The sequence below is a fragment of the Flammeovirga aprica JL-4 genome (genome assembly GCF_012844305.1).
GTDB classification, from domain to species: Bacteria; Bacteroidota; Bacteroidia; order Cytophagales; family Flammeovirgaceae; genus Flammeovirga; species Flammeovirga aprica.
This window is the reverse complement of record NZ_JABANE010000094.1, coordinates 19,665-35,222: the sequence shown is the minus strand read 5'-3', so window position 1 is coordinate 35,222 and position 15,558 is coordinate 19,665. Positions and strand designations below refer to the sequence as shown.

The following is a 15,558-nucleotide window of genomic DNA, read 5'->3' as shown; positions in this document are numbered from 1 at the left end:
AGTGTATTCAGAAGAGGACTTAATAAAGTGAGAGAGATGATTAAAAGTGTTGATTTCAAAGACTTTACAAAGATGATTTCTCATTTTAGGATGAACTATCTAAAAATCATCGGGTAGAGTAGTGCTGTTTTTTTTGTTAATAAGATTTCATATCTTTATAGCACTAAAACTTAACCTTTTATAAATAAGAAATACGGAAAAGCAATTTTATTGAATTTAATTCTGGTTATTTATAGAATATTACAGACAATAAATACCATCAAGTATTCTGCAAAAAATATCAGTATTATCTTCATAAACAACTAAAAGTAAGTCACAATTAAACCACTTAGTAAAAAACTCTTAATCAAAATATAAGTAACTGGTTCGTATATAAATTTGAATAGAGATTTTACAATGTTATTGTTTACTACAACTACCACAGAGAGAGAATACTTTACCATACCTTTCTTTGTAACTGGATTAAGTTAAAATTAAAAAGAGACTATTATTTAAATAGAATTCATGCCAAATATCATATTAATCACCAATCCAAAATCTGGCAATGGTACTTCTATAAAGGCAGCTCATATTGCACAACAGACTTTGGCAAGCAAGAGAATAAATGTTCACATTGCTTACACAGAATACGAAGGTCATGCAACCTTACTGGCAAAGTCCTTTATTGCCAACTTTGATATCATTGTTGCTATCGGTGACGATGAAACTGTCAATGAAGTAGCTCAGGCTCTTGTAGGAACTGATAGAGTTTTAGGCATTATCCCTTGTGGCTCTGGAAACGGACTTGCCAAACACTTAGGTATTCCTATGATTTTAAAGAAAGCCATTAAAATCATTTATAATAAAAAAGTAAAGAGTATTGATGCTCCAAAAATCAATGACCAATACTTTTTCACTACAGCGGGCGTTGGGTTTGGCACAAAAATCAGCCATAACTTCAGAAAATTCAATGGGAGAGATTTTAAGAATTACTTTAAATCTATTCTGATGGATTTTCAACTCTATTCACCGCAACAATATACTATTGATGTTAATGGTAAAAAAATCAGTTCAAAAGCCTTTGTAATTTCATTGGCTGAGGAAGCTCAACAAAAAGATCACACCTTCATTTCACCTCCTTCTAAAGCAAAGAAAGGTGTTCTTGAGGCAACCATTTTATCGAAGTCTTCCCTTTTCAAAAATGGACATTTCGGCTTTAATTTCTTCAAAAGAAAAGCACAAAAAAGTCCAGAAGTTATTCATTTGCAATCAGATGACATTACAATAGATACTACAAAAAAGAGACAATTGGTTTTCGGACATAAAGATGGAGAAACAGAAAAATGGTCAACTCCATTAAACTTTAAGTTTAGTAAAGGAGATAAGCTCAATGTAATCGTACACTAAAATAGTTTATGATTTCGTTGTGCTTTCTACATCATTATTTTATATCCAAACAGCGTATTTACCTCTTTAATTGATTTTTTGTCCACCAAATCCAAGGCAACAATTTTTTTATTTTTAAAAGGATGTTTAGGGCCGATACAGCTCACAAAACGGTATTTTTTGTCACGGAAATTTTCACCGCCTTCTTTATTACTGCTCAAACCTACCCTGCTGCTTTGAGCAATAATCTCGTAAGGCATTTCTTTCTCTCTTAAACCAAATTCCACTTCCTGCACATCTACACCACCAATGAAATGGAATATTTCTGCGATGACATGCAAAGGACCGCTGATAAATTCTTTATCGCTTTTTCTCTGAAGTCCTCTGATCAGTATGCCTCCATAAAAATCTAATGTCCCAAAAGTGATATCAATCCCAGCACCATGAACATACCATCTTCCTAAGGTTTTTTGGTTATCATGCTTATGCACATATGGATCAGGATGTTTTTCATGATGAAAGTAAAATTCTATCTCTACAATTCTGTAGTTCTGAATTCCGGCTTTCAAAACACATTTATTCATTAGATAATCTGCAATTCTTTGAAAAGATTCTGAGATCTGTTGGTCATTAAGGTTGATCTGTAATTTTTTTACTTCCTGTACTAATCTATCGAAAACGAGTCCCATTAATATTAAGTTGATAATTATGATGAAGTTATTTTTTAGGTCATAAGGAACCGCACCTGATACTGTAGTATTTCATTTTTAAACGAGAGATTTCTTACAAGAATTACGTGAATAAATGAAGAAAGTATTGGTTATAAATATTCCGTTAGATGTTGGATTCCTGCTCATCAATATACTTTTTTCCTTTCTCTAGTCCTAGATATTATTAAAACTTTCTATAATGTTCTTAAATCAATTCATATTCTTGAAAGTTCAATATAATATTTAAAACATTTTCGCTCTTATTTGTTTAGCTTTGCACATTCTAAAAAGAAAAAATAAAATTTATTAATATAAAAAATGGAAAATAAGGTAAGAGTACGTTTTGCTCCAAGTCCTACTGGACCTCTTCACATTGGTGGAGTGCGCACAGCTTTATTTAATTACTTATTCGCCAAACACAATGGCGGTGACTTCTTGGTACGTATTGAAGATACAGACCAGAGCCGTTTTGTGGAAGGTGCTGAAGAATATATCCGACAGAGTTTAGAATGGGCAGGTATCGTTGCTGATGAGGCACCATGGAACCCTGGTGATTGTGGTCCTTACCGACAGTCTGAGAGAAAAGAGATATATAAAGAATATGCTGAGCAGTTGGTGAAAGACGGTCTTGCTTATTATGCATTTGATACTTCTGAAGAATTGGAGGAAATGCGTGAGCGTTTGAAAGCGGCACGTGTCAATACCCCTCAATACAATTCGATGACACGTACACAGATGACCAACTCTTTGACACTTTCTGAAGAGGAAGTGAAAGAAAGAATTGAGAGTGGTGCTCCTTACGTTATTCGTTTAAAGGTTCCTAAAAAGGAAGAAATTAGATTGAATGATATGGTACGTGGTTGGGTAATGGTACATTCTCATACTATCGATGATAAAATCTTAATGAAGTCGGATGGAATGCCTACTTACCACTTGGCTAACGTTGTGGATGACCACTTAATGGGAATCACTCACGTGATCAGAGGTGAAGAGTGGTTACCTTCTGCTCCATTGCACGTTTTATTATACAAATACTTAGGTTGGGAAGATACAATGCCTCGTTTTGCTCACTTGCCGTTATTATTGAAGCCTGATGGCAACGGTAAATTAAGCAAGAGAGACGGTGATAAGATGGGCTTTGCGGTATTCCCATTAGAGTGGAAAGACCCTCAATCTGGTGATATCTCAAGAGGTTTCAAAGAAGATGGTTTCTTAGCAGATGCTTTCATCAACTTCTTATCATTCTTAGGATGGAACCCAGGTGACGAGCGTGAATTCTTCACATTACAAGAATTATGTGATGAATTTACAATGGAAAGAGTAACGAAGGCAGGTACTAAATTCGATATCGATAAAGCGAAATGGTACAACCAACAGTACTTAAAAAATAGACCTGATGCTGAGTTAGCACAATATTTAATTGCTGATATGACTGCTGAAGGAAAAGAAACAACTCCTGAGAAAGCAGCATTAGTGGCTAATCAGTTGAAAGAGCGTGTGACTTTCCCTCAAGAGATCTGGAGAGATGGTCGTTTCTACTTCGAGAAACCTCAAGAATACGATAAGAAGACAGTAAAGAAAAAATGGAAACCTGAAGGGGTAGCTGTTTTACAAGAATATGCGAGTACAATTGAAAATGCTGAAAGCTTCACTGCTGATGATGCTAAAGACATTTTCATGAAAGTCTTGGAAAATCACGAAATGAAAATCGGACAAGTAATGCCTGCATTAAGAGTAGCAATCTCTGGTAAAGGTGGCGGTCCTGATTTGATGATCATGCAAGAAATCTTAGGCAACAAAGAAGTGGCTGAAAGAATTAACATCGCAATTGAAAAAATTAATAAACTAAAAGAGGGCAACTAGAGTTTAGTTTATGATAAAGTGTGATAGGAGTCAAAATTTCTATCATGCTTTTATACTCACATTGAACATGGAAGAAAAAAACACTGAAAAAAGGCTGGACTTTATCCGTGAAAAAATCACTGAAGAGTTAGCATCAAATAAAAATGGAGGTAAACTATTATTCCGTTTTCCTCCTGAGCCAAATGGTTATTTACACATTGGCCACGCAAAATCAATCTGCTTAAACTTCGGTTTATCACAAGAATTTGAAGGTGCGGGTACAAACCTTCGTTTTGATGATACAAACCCTGCCAAAGAGGATCAGGAGTATGTAGATTCAATCAAAAGAGATATCGAATGGTTAGGCTTCAACTGGGAAGGTGAACCAAAGTTTACTTCTGATTATTTCGACCAACTTTATGATTGGGCAGTGAAATTAATCAAAGAAGGAAAAGCATATGTAGACGATCAAGCGGCTGACGTAATTGCTTCTCAAAAAGGTACTCCTACTACTCCAGGTACTAACTCTCCATTCAGAGAGCGTTCTGTGGAAGAGAACTTGGAGCTTTTTGAAGGCATGAAAGAAGGCAAGTTTGAAGAAGGTTCTAGGGTATTAAGAGCTAAAATTGATATGGCCAACCCTAACATGCACCTTCGTGACCCATTCTTATACAGAATCATCAAAAAGGCTCACCATAGAACAGGTGACAAGTGGTGCATCTACCCTATGTACGATTGGGCACATGGTCAATCAGATTACATTGAGGGAATCACGAACTCACTTTGTACGACTGAGTTTGAGGTACACAGACCTTTATACAATTGGTTCTTGGATCAATTAGCAGAGGCTGATAAAACACGTCCAGAACAAACTGAGTTCTCACGTTTGAACTTGAACTATACAGTAATGTCTAAGCGTAAGCTTTTACAATTGGTAGAAGAAGGTGTTGTGAACGGATGGGATGATCCTCGTATGCCAACAATTTCTGGTTTAAGAAGAAGAGGTTATACACCTGCTTCTATCAGAAACTTTGCAAATACTGTAGGTATCACAAAGAGAGATAACGTGATTGACGTTTCTTTATTAGAGTTTGCGATTAGAGAAGACTTGAACAAGACTGCTCCTCGTGTTATGGCTGTTTTGGATCCTATTAAATTAGTGATCGACAACTATGAAGAAGGTAAAACAGAGTGGCTAGAAGCTGAGAATAATCCAGAAGATGAAAACTCAGGTTCACGTCAAGTTCCTTTCTCTAAAGAGTTATACATCGAAAGAGAAGACTTTAAAGAAAGTGCTAACCGTAAGTTCTTCCGTTTGACGATTGGTAAAGAAGTTCGTTTGAAAAATGCTTACATCATCAAAGGAGAAAGCTGTGTGAAGGACGAAGATGGAAATATTACAGAAATCCACTGTACTTATGATCCTCTTTCTCGTTCGGGTAGCGGAACTGAAGAGTCGAAGCGTAAAGTAAAAGGTACTTTGCACTGGGTATCAGCAGAACATGCAGTAGACGCGAAAGTAAACCTTTACGATCGTTTATTCTCTGACGAAGCTCCTGATGCTCGTAAAGATCCAGAGACAAAAGAAGTGATTGATTTCAAGACTTTCTTAAATCCAGAATCGCTACAAGTAATTGAAGGTTGTAAAGTTGAGCCATCTTTGAAAGACAACAAAGCGGGCGATAATTTCCAATTCCAAAGAATGGGTTACTTTATCTTAGATCAAGATTCTACTCCTGAGAATATGATTTTTAACAAGACTGTTGGATTGAGAGATTCTTGGGCAAAAAAGAGCTAAGCTGTTGTAAAATAGTTTAAGATATAAAATTAAAACGGAGATACTTTTCGAAGCATCTCCGTTTTTTTATTCTGCAGACTTCAGGTTCTTCTGAACTGTAAAGATAAACTTACTCCCTCCTAAGGGGTTTTCATCTACCCATATTTTCCCATGATGTTTATCAATAATCTTTTTACAGCTGGCCAAACCCAGTCCATTTCCTTCAAATTCTGAATAGGTATTTAATCGAGTAAAAGCCTTAAATATTTCTTCTCTGTTTTTCTCATCAATACCAATACCATTATCAGTGACAGAAAATTGCCAATAATCATCATGCTCTTCACTAGCCACTTGAATATTAGTTTCACCTTGAGAATGTCTAAATTTTAATGCGTTACTAATAAGATTCTGGAAAACTCTGTATATACCTACTCTAGAACAGAGGATTGTTGGTAATTTCTCCACATCAAAATTCACCTCATTTTCCTCAATTTTATAATTTAAATCTGCTAAAACATCTGTTATCAACTCATTGAGATCTTCCTCTGTCACTTCAAATTTCTTATCCAATTTTCCATAATTCATCAAAGATTCTACTAGACTGTTGAGTCGTTTCACAGATTTACCTATCACCTTCAACACCGGTTCTTGCACTTCTCCTGCGTCAATGGACAACTGTACTAACTGTGCTACATTGTTAATTGGGCTTCTAATATCATGTGATGCTTGAAACAGCATGTCTTTTATCTCAACGTTCTTTTGCTGTAGCTCTGAAGTTGCATTCTGTAATTCTATAATATCAGTAATATCTACAAATGAACCAAGAATTGTCATAAGGTTTCCTTCCTCATCATATTCAAAAGGGGAATCTTTGGACCTTAACCATTTCCATTTTCCACATTTGGCTTTGAAACGGTATACTATAAAGAAAGATTCGTTTTCTTTTGCATTATTAAGGCTTTCCCAATGGGCAAAAATTCTCTCATGATCTTCCGGGTGAAATAGTTCCAATAGTTCTTCTCTACCCAATTTAGCATAATCTTCTGATGAGTAACCAAGCAAATTAATTGCTTGTTCATTAGCAAAAGTGTTTTTACCTAATTTCACATCAAAAATGTAAACTCCATTTTGAGCATTAAGATTGATTTTCCTTAAAAACCTTTCTTTTTCCTCTAAAGCGATCTGTGCTTTATACCCCTCGGTGATATCCCTCGTGATCAAATTAAGTCTCACTACATTTTCTCCATCAAAAACAGGTGTGACATTTGTCTCATAATACATCATCCCAAAAGGAGCTTTATAATCAATTTGATAATTCTGAGGAATACCTGTATCGAAAACCTCTCTCATCTTTGACTCCGCTACCTTCTGAGAACCAGGGGGTAAGTAAATCGTACATCTTGTTCCCAACACTTCTTTTTTAGAAAGTCCAGGAGAAACATGATTGATGTATATGATTTTCAAATCTCTGTCGACTTGAAAAACGTGATCTGTGTTATGGTCAATTAAACTTTTATAATCAACCATATCATCTTCATCACTTTTGTCTATTTCTTTGAACAAAAGCGTATACGTCAGTTCATCACCCATGGAATTTTTGGAGATATAAACAGTAGCGGTTGATAAGGTTTTATCTTTCTTCAATACCCTAAACCTCTCAAAAAAGTACTCATCAGACGTGATTCGCCCTACATTGTGGGACATAATCTCATGAAAACTTCTATCACTTACTATTATCTCATCGATATTCCTTTGTAGTAGATCATCTTCAACGTAGTTTAAAAATTGACATAATGAATTATTCGTAAATACAATCTTACTTTGATTATTGATTACGATGATTCCGTCATTAAGCTGTTTTAATAATTTTAAGTAGTGCTGCAATTTAAAAATAGGTTTCTGTGAGTCGGCGAATTGAAATTGACTTGTATTATATAATTTTAGACCGGAGATTCCAAAATTGCGTTTCATTTCACTTAGAAATTAAAACAGCTTATTAATATCCTTATATTTTTCTTACTCAGTTCCAATTATTTACAAGCCATAAAAAACAGAAATTTCACCCCATCCAAAAAGATTCCCTCTTCTAAAGCTATCGTTAACCACTACCCTGTAATACTGGAACATAAAACGGCCCCAATTGAAGTTAATACCATAAACCCAGTTAAGAATCAAAGGGTCTATCTGTTCTGCTTTCAACACATAAGGACTTGATTCAAACTGTATTAAACTTCCCTGTGCAGTACCATCATAGAGCAATGCTCCCACTTGGAACTCAGTAAAAAAGTAAATCTGCTTTACATTATTCAAACTCGGTAACAAATCATTAAAGGTATTTCCTAATCCTTTTTTCCCATTCTTTTTCCTTCTGGCCTTACTCATCTTGTCTGATGAATCTATTCTCGGTGGGTATTTTTGCCTTATACCATCTCTGCTGTAATAAGTATCATTATATTTTCCCAGCTTAAATTGAAGACCCGACAAAAAGTAATTATAGATAGTTCCTATATGTGCTTTTCCAAAGATATTGGTTTCGTAAATTTTCCCAGTCAATGGCAACATTTTACTTACTTCCACATCTAAATCCAAAACCAATCCATTTCCGATTTGATTACCCCAACCGTTAAAATCAGTATTCTCCAGAAAAAGGCTGTGCATAAAATTTTGGGTTGCTCCCGCTCCTGCTGCTGGTCCTTGAACACCCACGTAAAGATTAGTTTCCAGTTTCAATGCCCTCCAATAATCTGTTGTTACTTTTCGGTAAGTTAGATACAACAACCCTGCATAAGGTCTATCGGTGGAGTCTACCTCAAAAAGTGCTGCATTTTCAGGGGTATGCATGTCCTGTCCTAATATCAAACTGAATTCTTTTTGGGTGGAATGCTTTAATCCGAATAAGATTTTATCCATCACCTTATTATTAAAATGATGACTGGACCAGGTGATATGAATACCGTTGGTAAAATTCCGATCAGATTGCAACCAATATTGATAGAAATCATTTTGAGAGGAAAGACTGATATACTCACTTTGTTGTTTTCCCAAGGAATCTACTTGACTGTAAAGTGGAATTGAGAAAGTAGATAGACAAAAAATAAGAAGTAGTAATTTCATAAAAGTCGTGATTGAAGATTACACTAAATTAAAAAAATATTTAAGAATTCAGTCATTTTCAATCTACACCCTCTGATTTGTACCCCAAAAAAACAACTTATAATAGTGTTTTATCCATTAAACGTACCCCGAAGAAATTATCCACTTTTATCTGATGTACCCCATCAGATTTTGAGCTGTACTCCCAAATGATCCCTTTCTCTTCTTGCTCATACTACAATCATTTCTTTGTTTCGTGATATCAACCTTCAGTTACTCTATTAATTAGAGCATTTAATTAACAACACTACTACATATATGAAAATTTTTAAACTACTACTCTTAGTGGGCATTATCGCTATGTATAATGCTACCCACGCAACCACTCTATTGACAGCTATGAATGCTTCGCCTTGTGATGGTGTAGCAGAGTGGAACTCTTCTTCAACTTATGCTCAAAGCGGTACACAAGTAGTGTACAATGGTAAGCTCTACAGCTCAAAATGGTGGACGCAAGGTGACACGCCAGGTGCAGCGGAGTGGGGACCTTGGGAAGAAATCGGTATCTGTGATGACAATCAAGCGCCAAGTGTCGCCTTCACACTGCCTGCCAATAACAGTTCTTTTGTATTAGAAGAAACAGCTTCTATTGATTTCGCAATCACAGCTTCTGATACTGATGGCACTGTAGAAGGCACTTCTATTACTATAAACGGTGTAACTTTCTCAGGAAGTACTCTACAATGGACCCCAAGTATTGCAGGGGATTTCACAGCAACGGCGACTGCTATTGACGATAAAGGCAGTGAAAGTAGTACATCTTTGAATTTTAGTATTACTTCAAATCAGCCAGTATCTCCTACAATCAATTTCACTTCTCCTGCGGACGGTGAAGTGATTAAAACCTCTGCATTAAGCCCAATCAACATACAGCTTGATGTAAATGATACGGACGGATCAATTGTATCTTCCAGCATCACGGTAGACGGGCAGACTTTCCCTTCTGCCTCAGCATCTTGGACCCCATCTGCTTTTGGCACTTACACTATTACAGGTGCTACAACCGATAATGACGGACTGACTGCAAGCAGTTCTATTTCCATCACAATAGAAGAAACAGTGCAAGGAAATTGTAGTTATCCGGAGTATGCACCTTATCCTTCAACCTATAATACCAATGATATTGTAGTCTACCAAGGTGATTTATATGAAGCTCAAGTAGACAACCTTTATAATATCACTCCTGGAGAAGCGGATCATTGGTGGAAACCATTAGGACCTTGTGTTGATACAAACACAGCTCCTGAAATTACTGCAACAGATGCTTCATCAGTAGGTTTAATTGCCACTACTTTAAGTGCCTCAATAATAGACATAGAAGGTGACGTAATTACAGCAACTTTCACTGTAGATGGCATTACTTTAAACGCCTCTCAGAATAATGATAATTTCACAACCCAATGGACTCCTTCTGCTTATGGCAGTTACGCTGTAGAAATCAATGCTTCGGATGACAAAGGAAAATCAAGCACTGCTTCTTATGTACTCACTATTAGTGAACCACAAGGACCTCAATATCCTGTCATCACTTCATTCACTCCTGCGGAAAATAAAGTCATCAAACAAACTTCATTATCTGCCATCGCTATTTCATTTGAAGCATCAGATATAGATGGAAGCATTGTTTCTCACAGCATTACAGTAGACGGCACTACTTACAACAGTTCTTCTGCTTCGTGGACACCTTCTTCATTCGGCAACTATACCATTGTATTTTCTGCTACAGATGACGAAGGACTAACAACAGATCAAAGCATCTCAATTACTGTAGAAGAAAACTTAGCATTTACAGATAAAGTACTGGTAGGTTACTGGCACAACTGGAATCTATCTAGTGTTCCTTATATCCGATTAAAAGATGTTGACGATAGATACAATGTGATTTGTATTGCCTTTGCTGAACCAAAAATCAGAGATATAGACAACACAATGATTTTTGATCCTATCGACATAGACAATTTCCAAAATGAGCCTTCTGATAAGTCAAGAGCGGAGTTTAAAGCAGATGTAGCTTACCTGCAAAGCAGAGGCAAAAAAGTACTCCTGTCACTTGGTGGGGCCAACGGAGTGGTTCACCTTGATAATGAAGAAGAGCAACAAAAATTTGTCACTTCAATGATCAGTTTATGTGAAACTTACGGCTTTGACGGAGTAGACATTGACCTAGAGGGCTCTTCTTTGACTCTTAATGCAGGTGATGATGATTTCACTAACCCAACAACACCAAGAGTCTTGAACTTTATAGAAGGAATGCAGGCTATCAAAGCTCATTTCGGCCCTTCATTCTTGTTGACATCTGCTCCTGAAACTGCTTATGTTCAAGGTGGACAAACAGCCTACGGCGGATCATGGGGTGGTTACCTTCCAATTCTTCACTCATTAAGAGATCAATTGGATTATGTACACGTACAGCTTTACAACACAGGTAGTTTGGGTGCTCTTGATGGAAAAGCTTATACGCAAGGAACTGCTGACTTTATAGTTGCAATGACAGAAATGTTGTTACAAGGTTTTGAGTCGAAAAGTGTTGCAGGCTTCTTCCCTGCTTTCAGAGAAGATCAAGTGGCCTTAGGTCTGCCTGCAAACAAACCTGCCGCACCTGCTGGCGGTTATACTCCACCCGCAGAAGTACAAAAAGCATTGAACTATTTGGTAAACGGTGTTTCTTTCGGAGGAGAATATAAACTGGTAAAAAGTGAAGGCTACCCTGAACTAAGAGGTATGATGACTTGGTCAATCAACTGGGATAAAACGACAAATTATGAATATGCCCAAAGCTATGACACTTTCTTTAACGGTAATAATGCTAGAAAAAGAAATGAATTAGAAGTAGAGCTTCACAGTGCATTAGGCAATGTTTATCCTAATCCATTCGAATATGATCTCAACATTGATATTCAATTAGAAAATAATGAATCGATCAGTGCAAAAATATTTAATGCTAACGGACAACTTGTCCAACTTAAAAATTTCAACAATTTAAACAGCGGTGTTCATCATCTAACTATTCCAACAACTTCTCTTTCAAAAGGGATTTACATTTTCCAACTCATCTCTAAAGATCAAACGAAGGTCTATAGAGTCATCAAGCAATAAGTAGGAAAACACAATTTATTTAGCAAGTGGAAAAAGCTGCTCTTTATTAGAGCGGCTTTTTTAGTTTAGAACGTAAATTTTTAAAGCTTACAAACTACAACTCTAACCATTTTTCTTCCCTCTTCATTCTTATCTATTACCTAAAATTATCTGTTTTCTTTATTCCTAGTACTTAATTACCTTTGGGAGAAATTAAATACGATATAAATATGCTTCAAGCGCTAGTAATGCTGATTGCTCCAATAATTTTGACATGGGGAGCAAAAAAATATACATGGATTGAGAATATAGGAACTGTAATCATTGCTTATGCATTGGGCATTTTTCTTGGCAATACTTTTTACACCATCGATACCGAAGTTTCAAAAACATTAGTTGAAGCAGCCGTACCTTTATCCATAGGTTTGATGCTGTTGTCATCCAACATGAAACAATGGATCACTCAGGCGAAGTCTACGATCCTTTCTTTTTTCTGTAATCTTTTTGGGGTGACAATTGGAGCTGTTATAGCATTTTTGGTGTTTACAGGCACTTTAGAAAGTGCACATTATTTAGGAGGAATGTCTGTGGGGCTTTACACGGGAGGCACGCCAAACATGTCAGCAATTGGTCTTGCACTAGAGGTTAACGACGAAGCGTTTGTATTAATGAATACCGCCGATATGATTCTGGGTGGCATATGGATGATTTTCCTAATGACAATAGCCAAAACATTATTTGGTTTTGTGCTCCCTGAATACAAAGCAGAAAACTCTATTATCACGGATCTCAATAAAATTCCAGCACTTCAAGGACCGTCTACCAAAAGTATCCTTGCAAGCATAGGTATTGTAGTGCTTATACTTGGTATTTGCGTGGGGACCTCTTTGTTATTATGGGGGAAAATGGATGAAATTTATATCATTCTCGGTGTAACGTCTCTAGCTATTGGAGCTTCTTTCAATTCAAAGGTGAGAAATATAAAAGGTAGTTTTCTGGTAGGTGAATATTTCGTGCTACTCTTCTGCATTGGTCTAGGAAGTCTTTCCAATTTTGAAAAATTGTTAGCGGAAGGCAGTTTATATATTGGCTTTGTGGCAATTGTGATGTTTACGGGTATTGTTATTCATTTGCTGTTAGCCAAGTATTTCAAAATTGATGTAGATACATTTATCATCACCTCTACTGCTTGCCTGTACGGTCCTGCTTTTGTTGGCCCTGTCTCTAAAGCCATCAAAAACAAGAAAGTAATCCTTTCAGGTATGGCAGCAGGAACTTTAGGCTACGCTATTGCCAACTATTGGGGAATCCTGCTTGGCAAACTGCTCTTGATTTTCACTTATTTCTTAGTTGGGTAAAATATCATCAAAACATTTGTCGTTTAAACAAATATTGTTTTTATTTGCAGGGTATTAAAAACATTCAATCAAATAAAACACTTTTTTTATGAACATTATCGAGAGCTTAAACTGGCGTTACGCAACAAAAAAATTTGACGCTACTAAAAAATTAGACGACGCAACTGTACAAACAATCTTGGAAGCAGGTAATCTTTCTGCTTCATCGTATGGCTTACAACCATGGAAGATTGTTTTGGTAAAAAATCCTGAATTGCGTGAAGCATTAGTGCCACACGCATGGGGACAAAAGCAAGTTTCTGATGCTTCTCACTTAATCGTTATCGCTAGAACAGCAGAATTAACGGTAGAAGATGTTGAGGCATTCATCCAAAATGTTTCTGCTACAAGAGGTATTCCTGAAGAAGCTTTAGGCGATTACAAAGGTATGATGGTCAACACTGTCAATAACTTGTCTGATGCTGATAAAGATAACTGGGTGGCAAAACAAGCTTACATTGTTTTAGGTAATTTATTAACTGCTTGTGCTCAACTTCAGGTAGACAGCACACCAATGGAAGGCTTTGTTCCTGCTGAAGTAGATAAAGTTTTAGGTTTTGAAGAGTTAGGCTTAAAAAGTACTGTTTTACTTCCAATTGGTTACAGAGCTGAAGATGATGATTACCAGCATCTTGCTAAAGTAAGAAAGCCTCTGGAAGAAGCAATTGTAACATTATAATTATAGGATACTTTTTTTATTCCAACAAAAATTAAGTAAAGAAAGAGTCCAAACCTCTTATTTCCCTTGGAGATAAGAGGTTTTTTATTGAATTTACATTGCTGAAGTACTAAGTCAAAAATGAAATTTATCCACTCTCAGCATCCCCATTAGTTGGTATTTTACACTACATTTACTCATTTTCAACGTCATAAATTTGCATCATAAAACATATTTGAACTAAAATTACATAAACAATATTCACATTTTAAACCTATTCAAAAGATGCGATATCTCTCAACAATTACAGCATTAGCTTTTATATTAATAGGATGCGATGAATATGAATGTTCTGAAGGATCTATTGTTCTCAAAAATCTACACAACAGAGGTGGTGAAGTTTATTTCAACAATGCATTTGTGGGGGAAATTGCAGGAAATAGTTCTGATGAAGACAGAGAGTTAAAAATTAAAGTACAAATCAAGAACGGCGAAACAACCTGCGGGACTCTAGAAATTGACAGAAGCGGTTTTTTCACAAGTGATTACAGTGAAGAAGTATGTGTTTCGGTCTGCGACAACGAATTTATATATGCTTACTAAATTATTATCATACCAATCAATAATACTTATCTATATCAAACTGAATCATAATTACTGTTAAAAACAATGAGGACATTTCAAATATTGAAATGTCCTCTTTTATTTAAATAAGCAGTAAGAGTATGTTTGAAACATCTCTAAGCAAACACACATCATAATAAAACCTTACGATCAGGTAAATAAATCATCTGCAAGTCAGGTATTTTACTTTTGTACACCTTCACTTGTACAAAGTAATAATGCTCTTTTGTGGAGGATTCACCTCTGAAAATGGGTTTTAAAGAAAATGATCTATTATAAAAACTAATGGTATTATAATGCTTTTTGAGGGTGAATGGAGATAGATATACGAAATCAATGATATAATACTTTTCGGTCTCAAAAATATTGGACTGCACAAATTGAACTGCTGTGGGTAATGCAACGTTATTCTCCCTTTCTTCTTTCCAACTATTCAAGTAATCAATATGGCCACCATTAAAGCTTTCAACTTCCTTGATTCGAAAATCAGCATTGAATTTGAAGATAATCTCATTCCATTTTAAGCCCTCTGAAATAGGATCTAGAGAAGTAACATAATTTTCAATCGTCACTTTCAACCAGAAAAGGGACCTTGTTTTATCCACATTTTTCTGTTCTTCTATTTCAAATAACTTTGTTTTATAATCAAGGAATGAAATGTCCACCCACGGAAAATCTGTTCCATCATAATAAACAGGTATACAAAAAGATATTCTTTCAATAGTCCCTTCCTTTTCAATACTGTGTGTCCTCTTAAATTTATACAACCCTTCCATAGGAGAAACCTGCCCTTTGAATTCTTTTCTTTTCTTCCAAAACTCTAAATAGTACTTCTCCTCTTTGTTTTTTGTGTCTACCACACGAAGAAGATCTTCAGAGATATGAGTCCCAAAAACAACTTGAAGTTTAAATAACAAGAGTAAAACAATCGCATAATTTTTCATTCTGAAATAGATT

General features: G+C 35.8%; 11 protein-coding genes. 7 read left to right on the top strand and 4 right to left on the bottom strand.

Annotated features, from left to right (window positions below; genetic code table 11):
• The first annotated feature begins 504 nt into the window (after window positions 1-504).
• Window positions 505-1,386: a diacylglycerol/lipid kinase family protein gene (locus tag HHU12_RS25490; RefSeq protein WP_169659562.1), complete on the top strand. Its 882-nt coding sequence runs from the start codon at window positions 505-507 to the stop codon at window positions 1,384-1,386.
• Window positions 1,387-1,412: 26 nt separating this feature from the next.
• On the opposite strand, the gene HHU12_RS25485 is transcribed toward HHU12_RS25490, so the two are convergent.
• Window positions 1,413-2,054, bottom strand: a complete 642-nt coding sequence (locus tag HHU12_RS25485) for a hypothetical protein (protein ID WP_169659561.1) — start codon at window positions 2,052-2,054, stop codon at window positions 1,413-1,415.
• 339 nt (window positions 2,055-2,393) lie between these two features.
• On the opposite strand from HHU12_RS25485, the gene gltX reads away from it, so the two are divergent.
• Window positions 2,394-3,938, top strand: coding sequence for a glutamate--tRNA ligase (gene gltX / locus HHU12_RS25480; protein ID WP_169659560.1), 1,545 nt, complete (start codon window positions 2,394-2,396; stop codon window positions 3,936-3,938).
• 67 nt (window positions 3,939-4,005) lie between these two features.
• A complete protein-coding gene (locus HHU12_RS25475) occupies window positions 4,006-5,715 on the top strand; it encodes a glutamine--tRNA ligase/YqeY domain fusion protein (RefSeq protein ID WP_169659559.1) in 1,710 nt (569 codons plus the stop codon).
• Between the two features lie 66 nt (window positions 5,716-5,781).
• Here the strand turns inward: HHU12_RS25475 and HHU12_RS25470 are convergent, their stop codons facing one another.
• Both HHU12_RS25470 and HHU12_RS25465 read right to left on the bottom strand, forming a co-directional pair.
• Window positions 5,782-7,665: a PAS domain-containing sensor histidine kinase gene (locus HHU12_RS25470; RefSeq protein ID WP_169659558.1), complete on the bottom strand. Its 1,884-nt coding sequence runs from the start codon at window positions 7,663-7,665 to the stop codon at window positions 5,782-5,784.
• Window positions 7,666-7,728: 63 nt separating this feature from the next.
• Entirely contained in the window at window positions 7,729-8,808 is a 1,080-nt protein-coding gene (locus HHU12_RS25465) for a lipid A-modifier LpxR family protein (RefSeq protein ID WP_169659557.1), read from the bottom strand.
• Window positions 8,809-9,105: 297 nt separating this feature from the next.
• On the opposite strand from HHU12_RS25465, the gene HHU12_RS25460 reads away from it, so the two are divergent.
• From HHU12_RS25460 to HHU12_RS25445, 4 genes are all read left to right on the top strand, one after another.
• Window positions 9,106-11,943, top strand: coding sequence for a glycosyl hydrolase family 18 protein (locus HHU12_RS25460; RefSeq protein WP_169659556.1), 2,838 nt, complete (start codon window positions 9,106-9,108; stop codon window positions 11,941-11,943).
• A 209-nt stretch (window positions 11,944-12,152) separates the two neighbouring features.
• A complete protein-coding gene (locus tag HHU12_RS25455; protein WP_169659555.1) occupies window positions 12,153-13,280 on the top strand; it encodes a DUF819 family protein in 1,128 nt (375 codons plus the stop codon).
• A gap of 88 nt (window positions 13,281-13,368) precedes the next feature.
• The gene (locus tag HHU12_RS25450; RefSeq protein WP_169659554.1) at window positions 13,369-13,998 is read left to right on the top strand and encodes an NAD(P)H-dependent oxidoreductase; all 630 of its coding nucleotides are present in this window, start codon (window positions 13,369-13,371) and stop codon (window positions 13,996-13,998) included.
• Window positions 13,999-14,262: 264 nt separating this feature from the next.
• Window positions 14,263-14,580, top strand: a complete 318-nt coding sequence (locus tag HHU12_RS25445) for a hypothetical protein (RefSeq protein ID WP_169659553.1) — start codon at window positions 14,263-14,265, stop codon at window positions 14,578-14,580.
• Between the two features lie 152 nt (window positions 14,581-14,732).
• On the opposite strand, the gene HHU12_RS25440 is transcribed toward HHU12_RS25445, so the two are convergent.
• Window positions 14,733-15,545 (bottom strand): hypothetical protein, encoded by an 813-nt coding sequence (locus tag HHU12_RS25440; protein WP_169659552.1) that lies wholly within the window; start codon window positions 15,543-15,545, stop codon window positions 14,733-14,735.
• Between the last annotated feature and the right edge of the window lie 13 nt (window positions 15,546-15,558).

Coding starts and splice junctions, on each gene's coding strand:
- HHU12_RS25490 (WP_169659562.1), top strand. CDS start 505: ATGCCAAATATCATATTAATCACCAATCCAAAATCTGGCAATGGTACT.
- HHU12_RS25485 (WP_169659561.1), bottom strand. CDS start 2,054: ATGGGACTCGTTTTCGATAGATTAGTACAGGAAGTAAAAAAATTACAG.
- gltX (WP_169659560.1), top strand. CDS start 2,394: ATGGAAAATAAGGTAAGAGTACGTTTTGCTCCAAGTCCTACTGGACCT.
- HHU12_RS25475 (WP_169659559.1), top strand. CDS start 4,006: ATGGAAGAAAAAAACACTGAAAAAAGGCTGGACTTTATCCGTGAAAAA.
- HHU12_RS25470 (WP_169659558.1), bottom strand. CDS start 7,665: ATGAAACGCAATTTTGGAATCTCCGGTCTAAAATTATATAATACAAGT.
- HHU12_RS25465 (WP_169659557.1), bottom strand. CDS start 8,808: ATGAAATTACTACTTCTTATTTTTTGTCTATCTACTTTCTCAATTCCA.
- HHU12_RS25460 (WP_169659556.1), top strand. CDS start 9,106: ATGAAAATTTTTAAACTACTACTCTTAGTGGGCATTATCGCTATGTAT.
- HHU12_RS25455 (WP_169659555.1), top strand. CDS start 12,153: ATGCTTCAAGCGCTAGTAATGCTGATTGCTCCAATAATTTTGACATGG.
- HHU12_RS25450 (WP_169659554.1), top strand. CDS start 13,369: ATGAACATTATCGAGAGCTTAAACTGGCGTTACGCAACAAAAAAATTT.
- HHU12_RS25445 (WP_169659553.1), top strand. CDS start 14,263: ATGCGATATCTCTCAACAATTACAGCATTAGCTTTTATATTAATAGGA.
- HHU12_RS25440 (WP_169659552.1), bottom strand. CDS start 15,545: ATGAAAAATTATGCGATTGTTTTACTCTTGTTATTTAAACTTCAAGTT.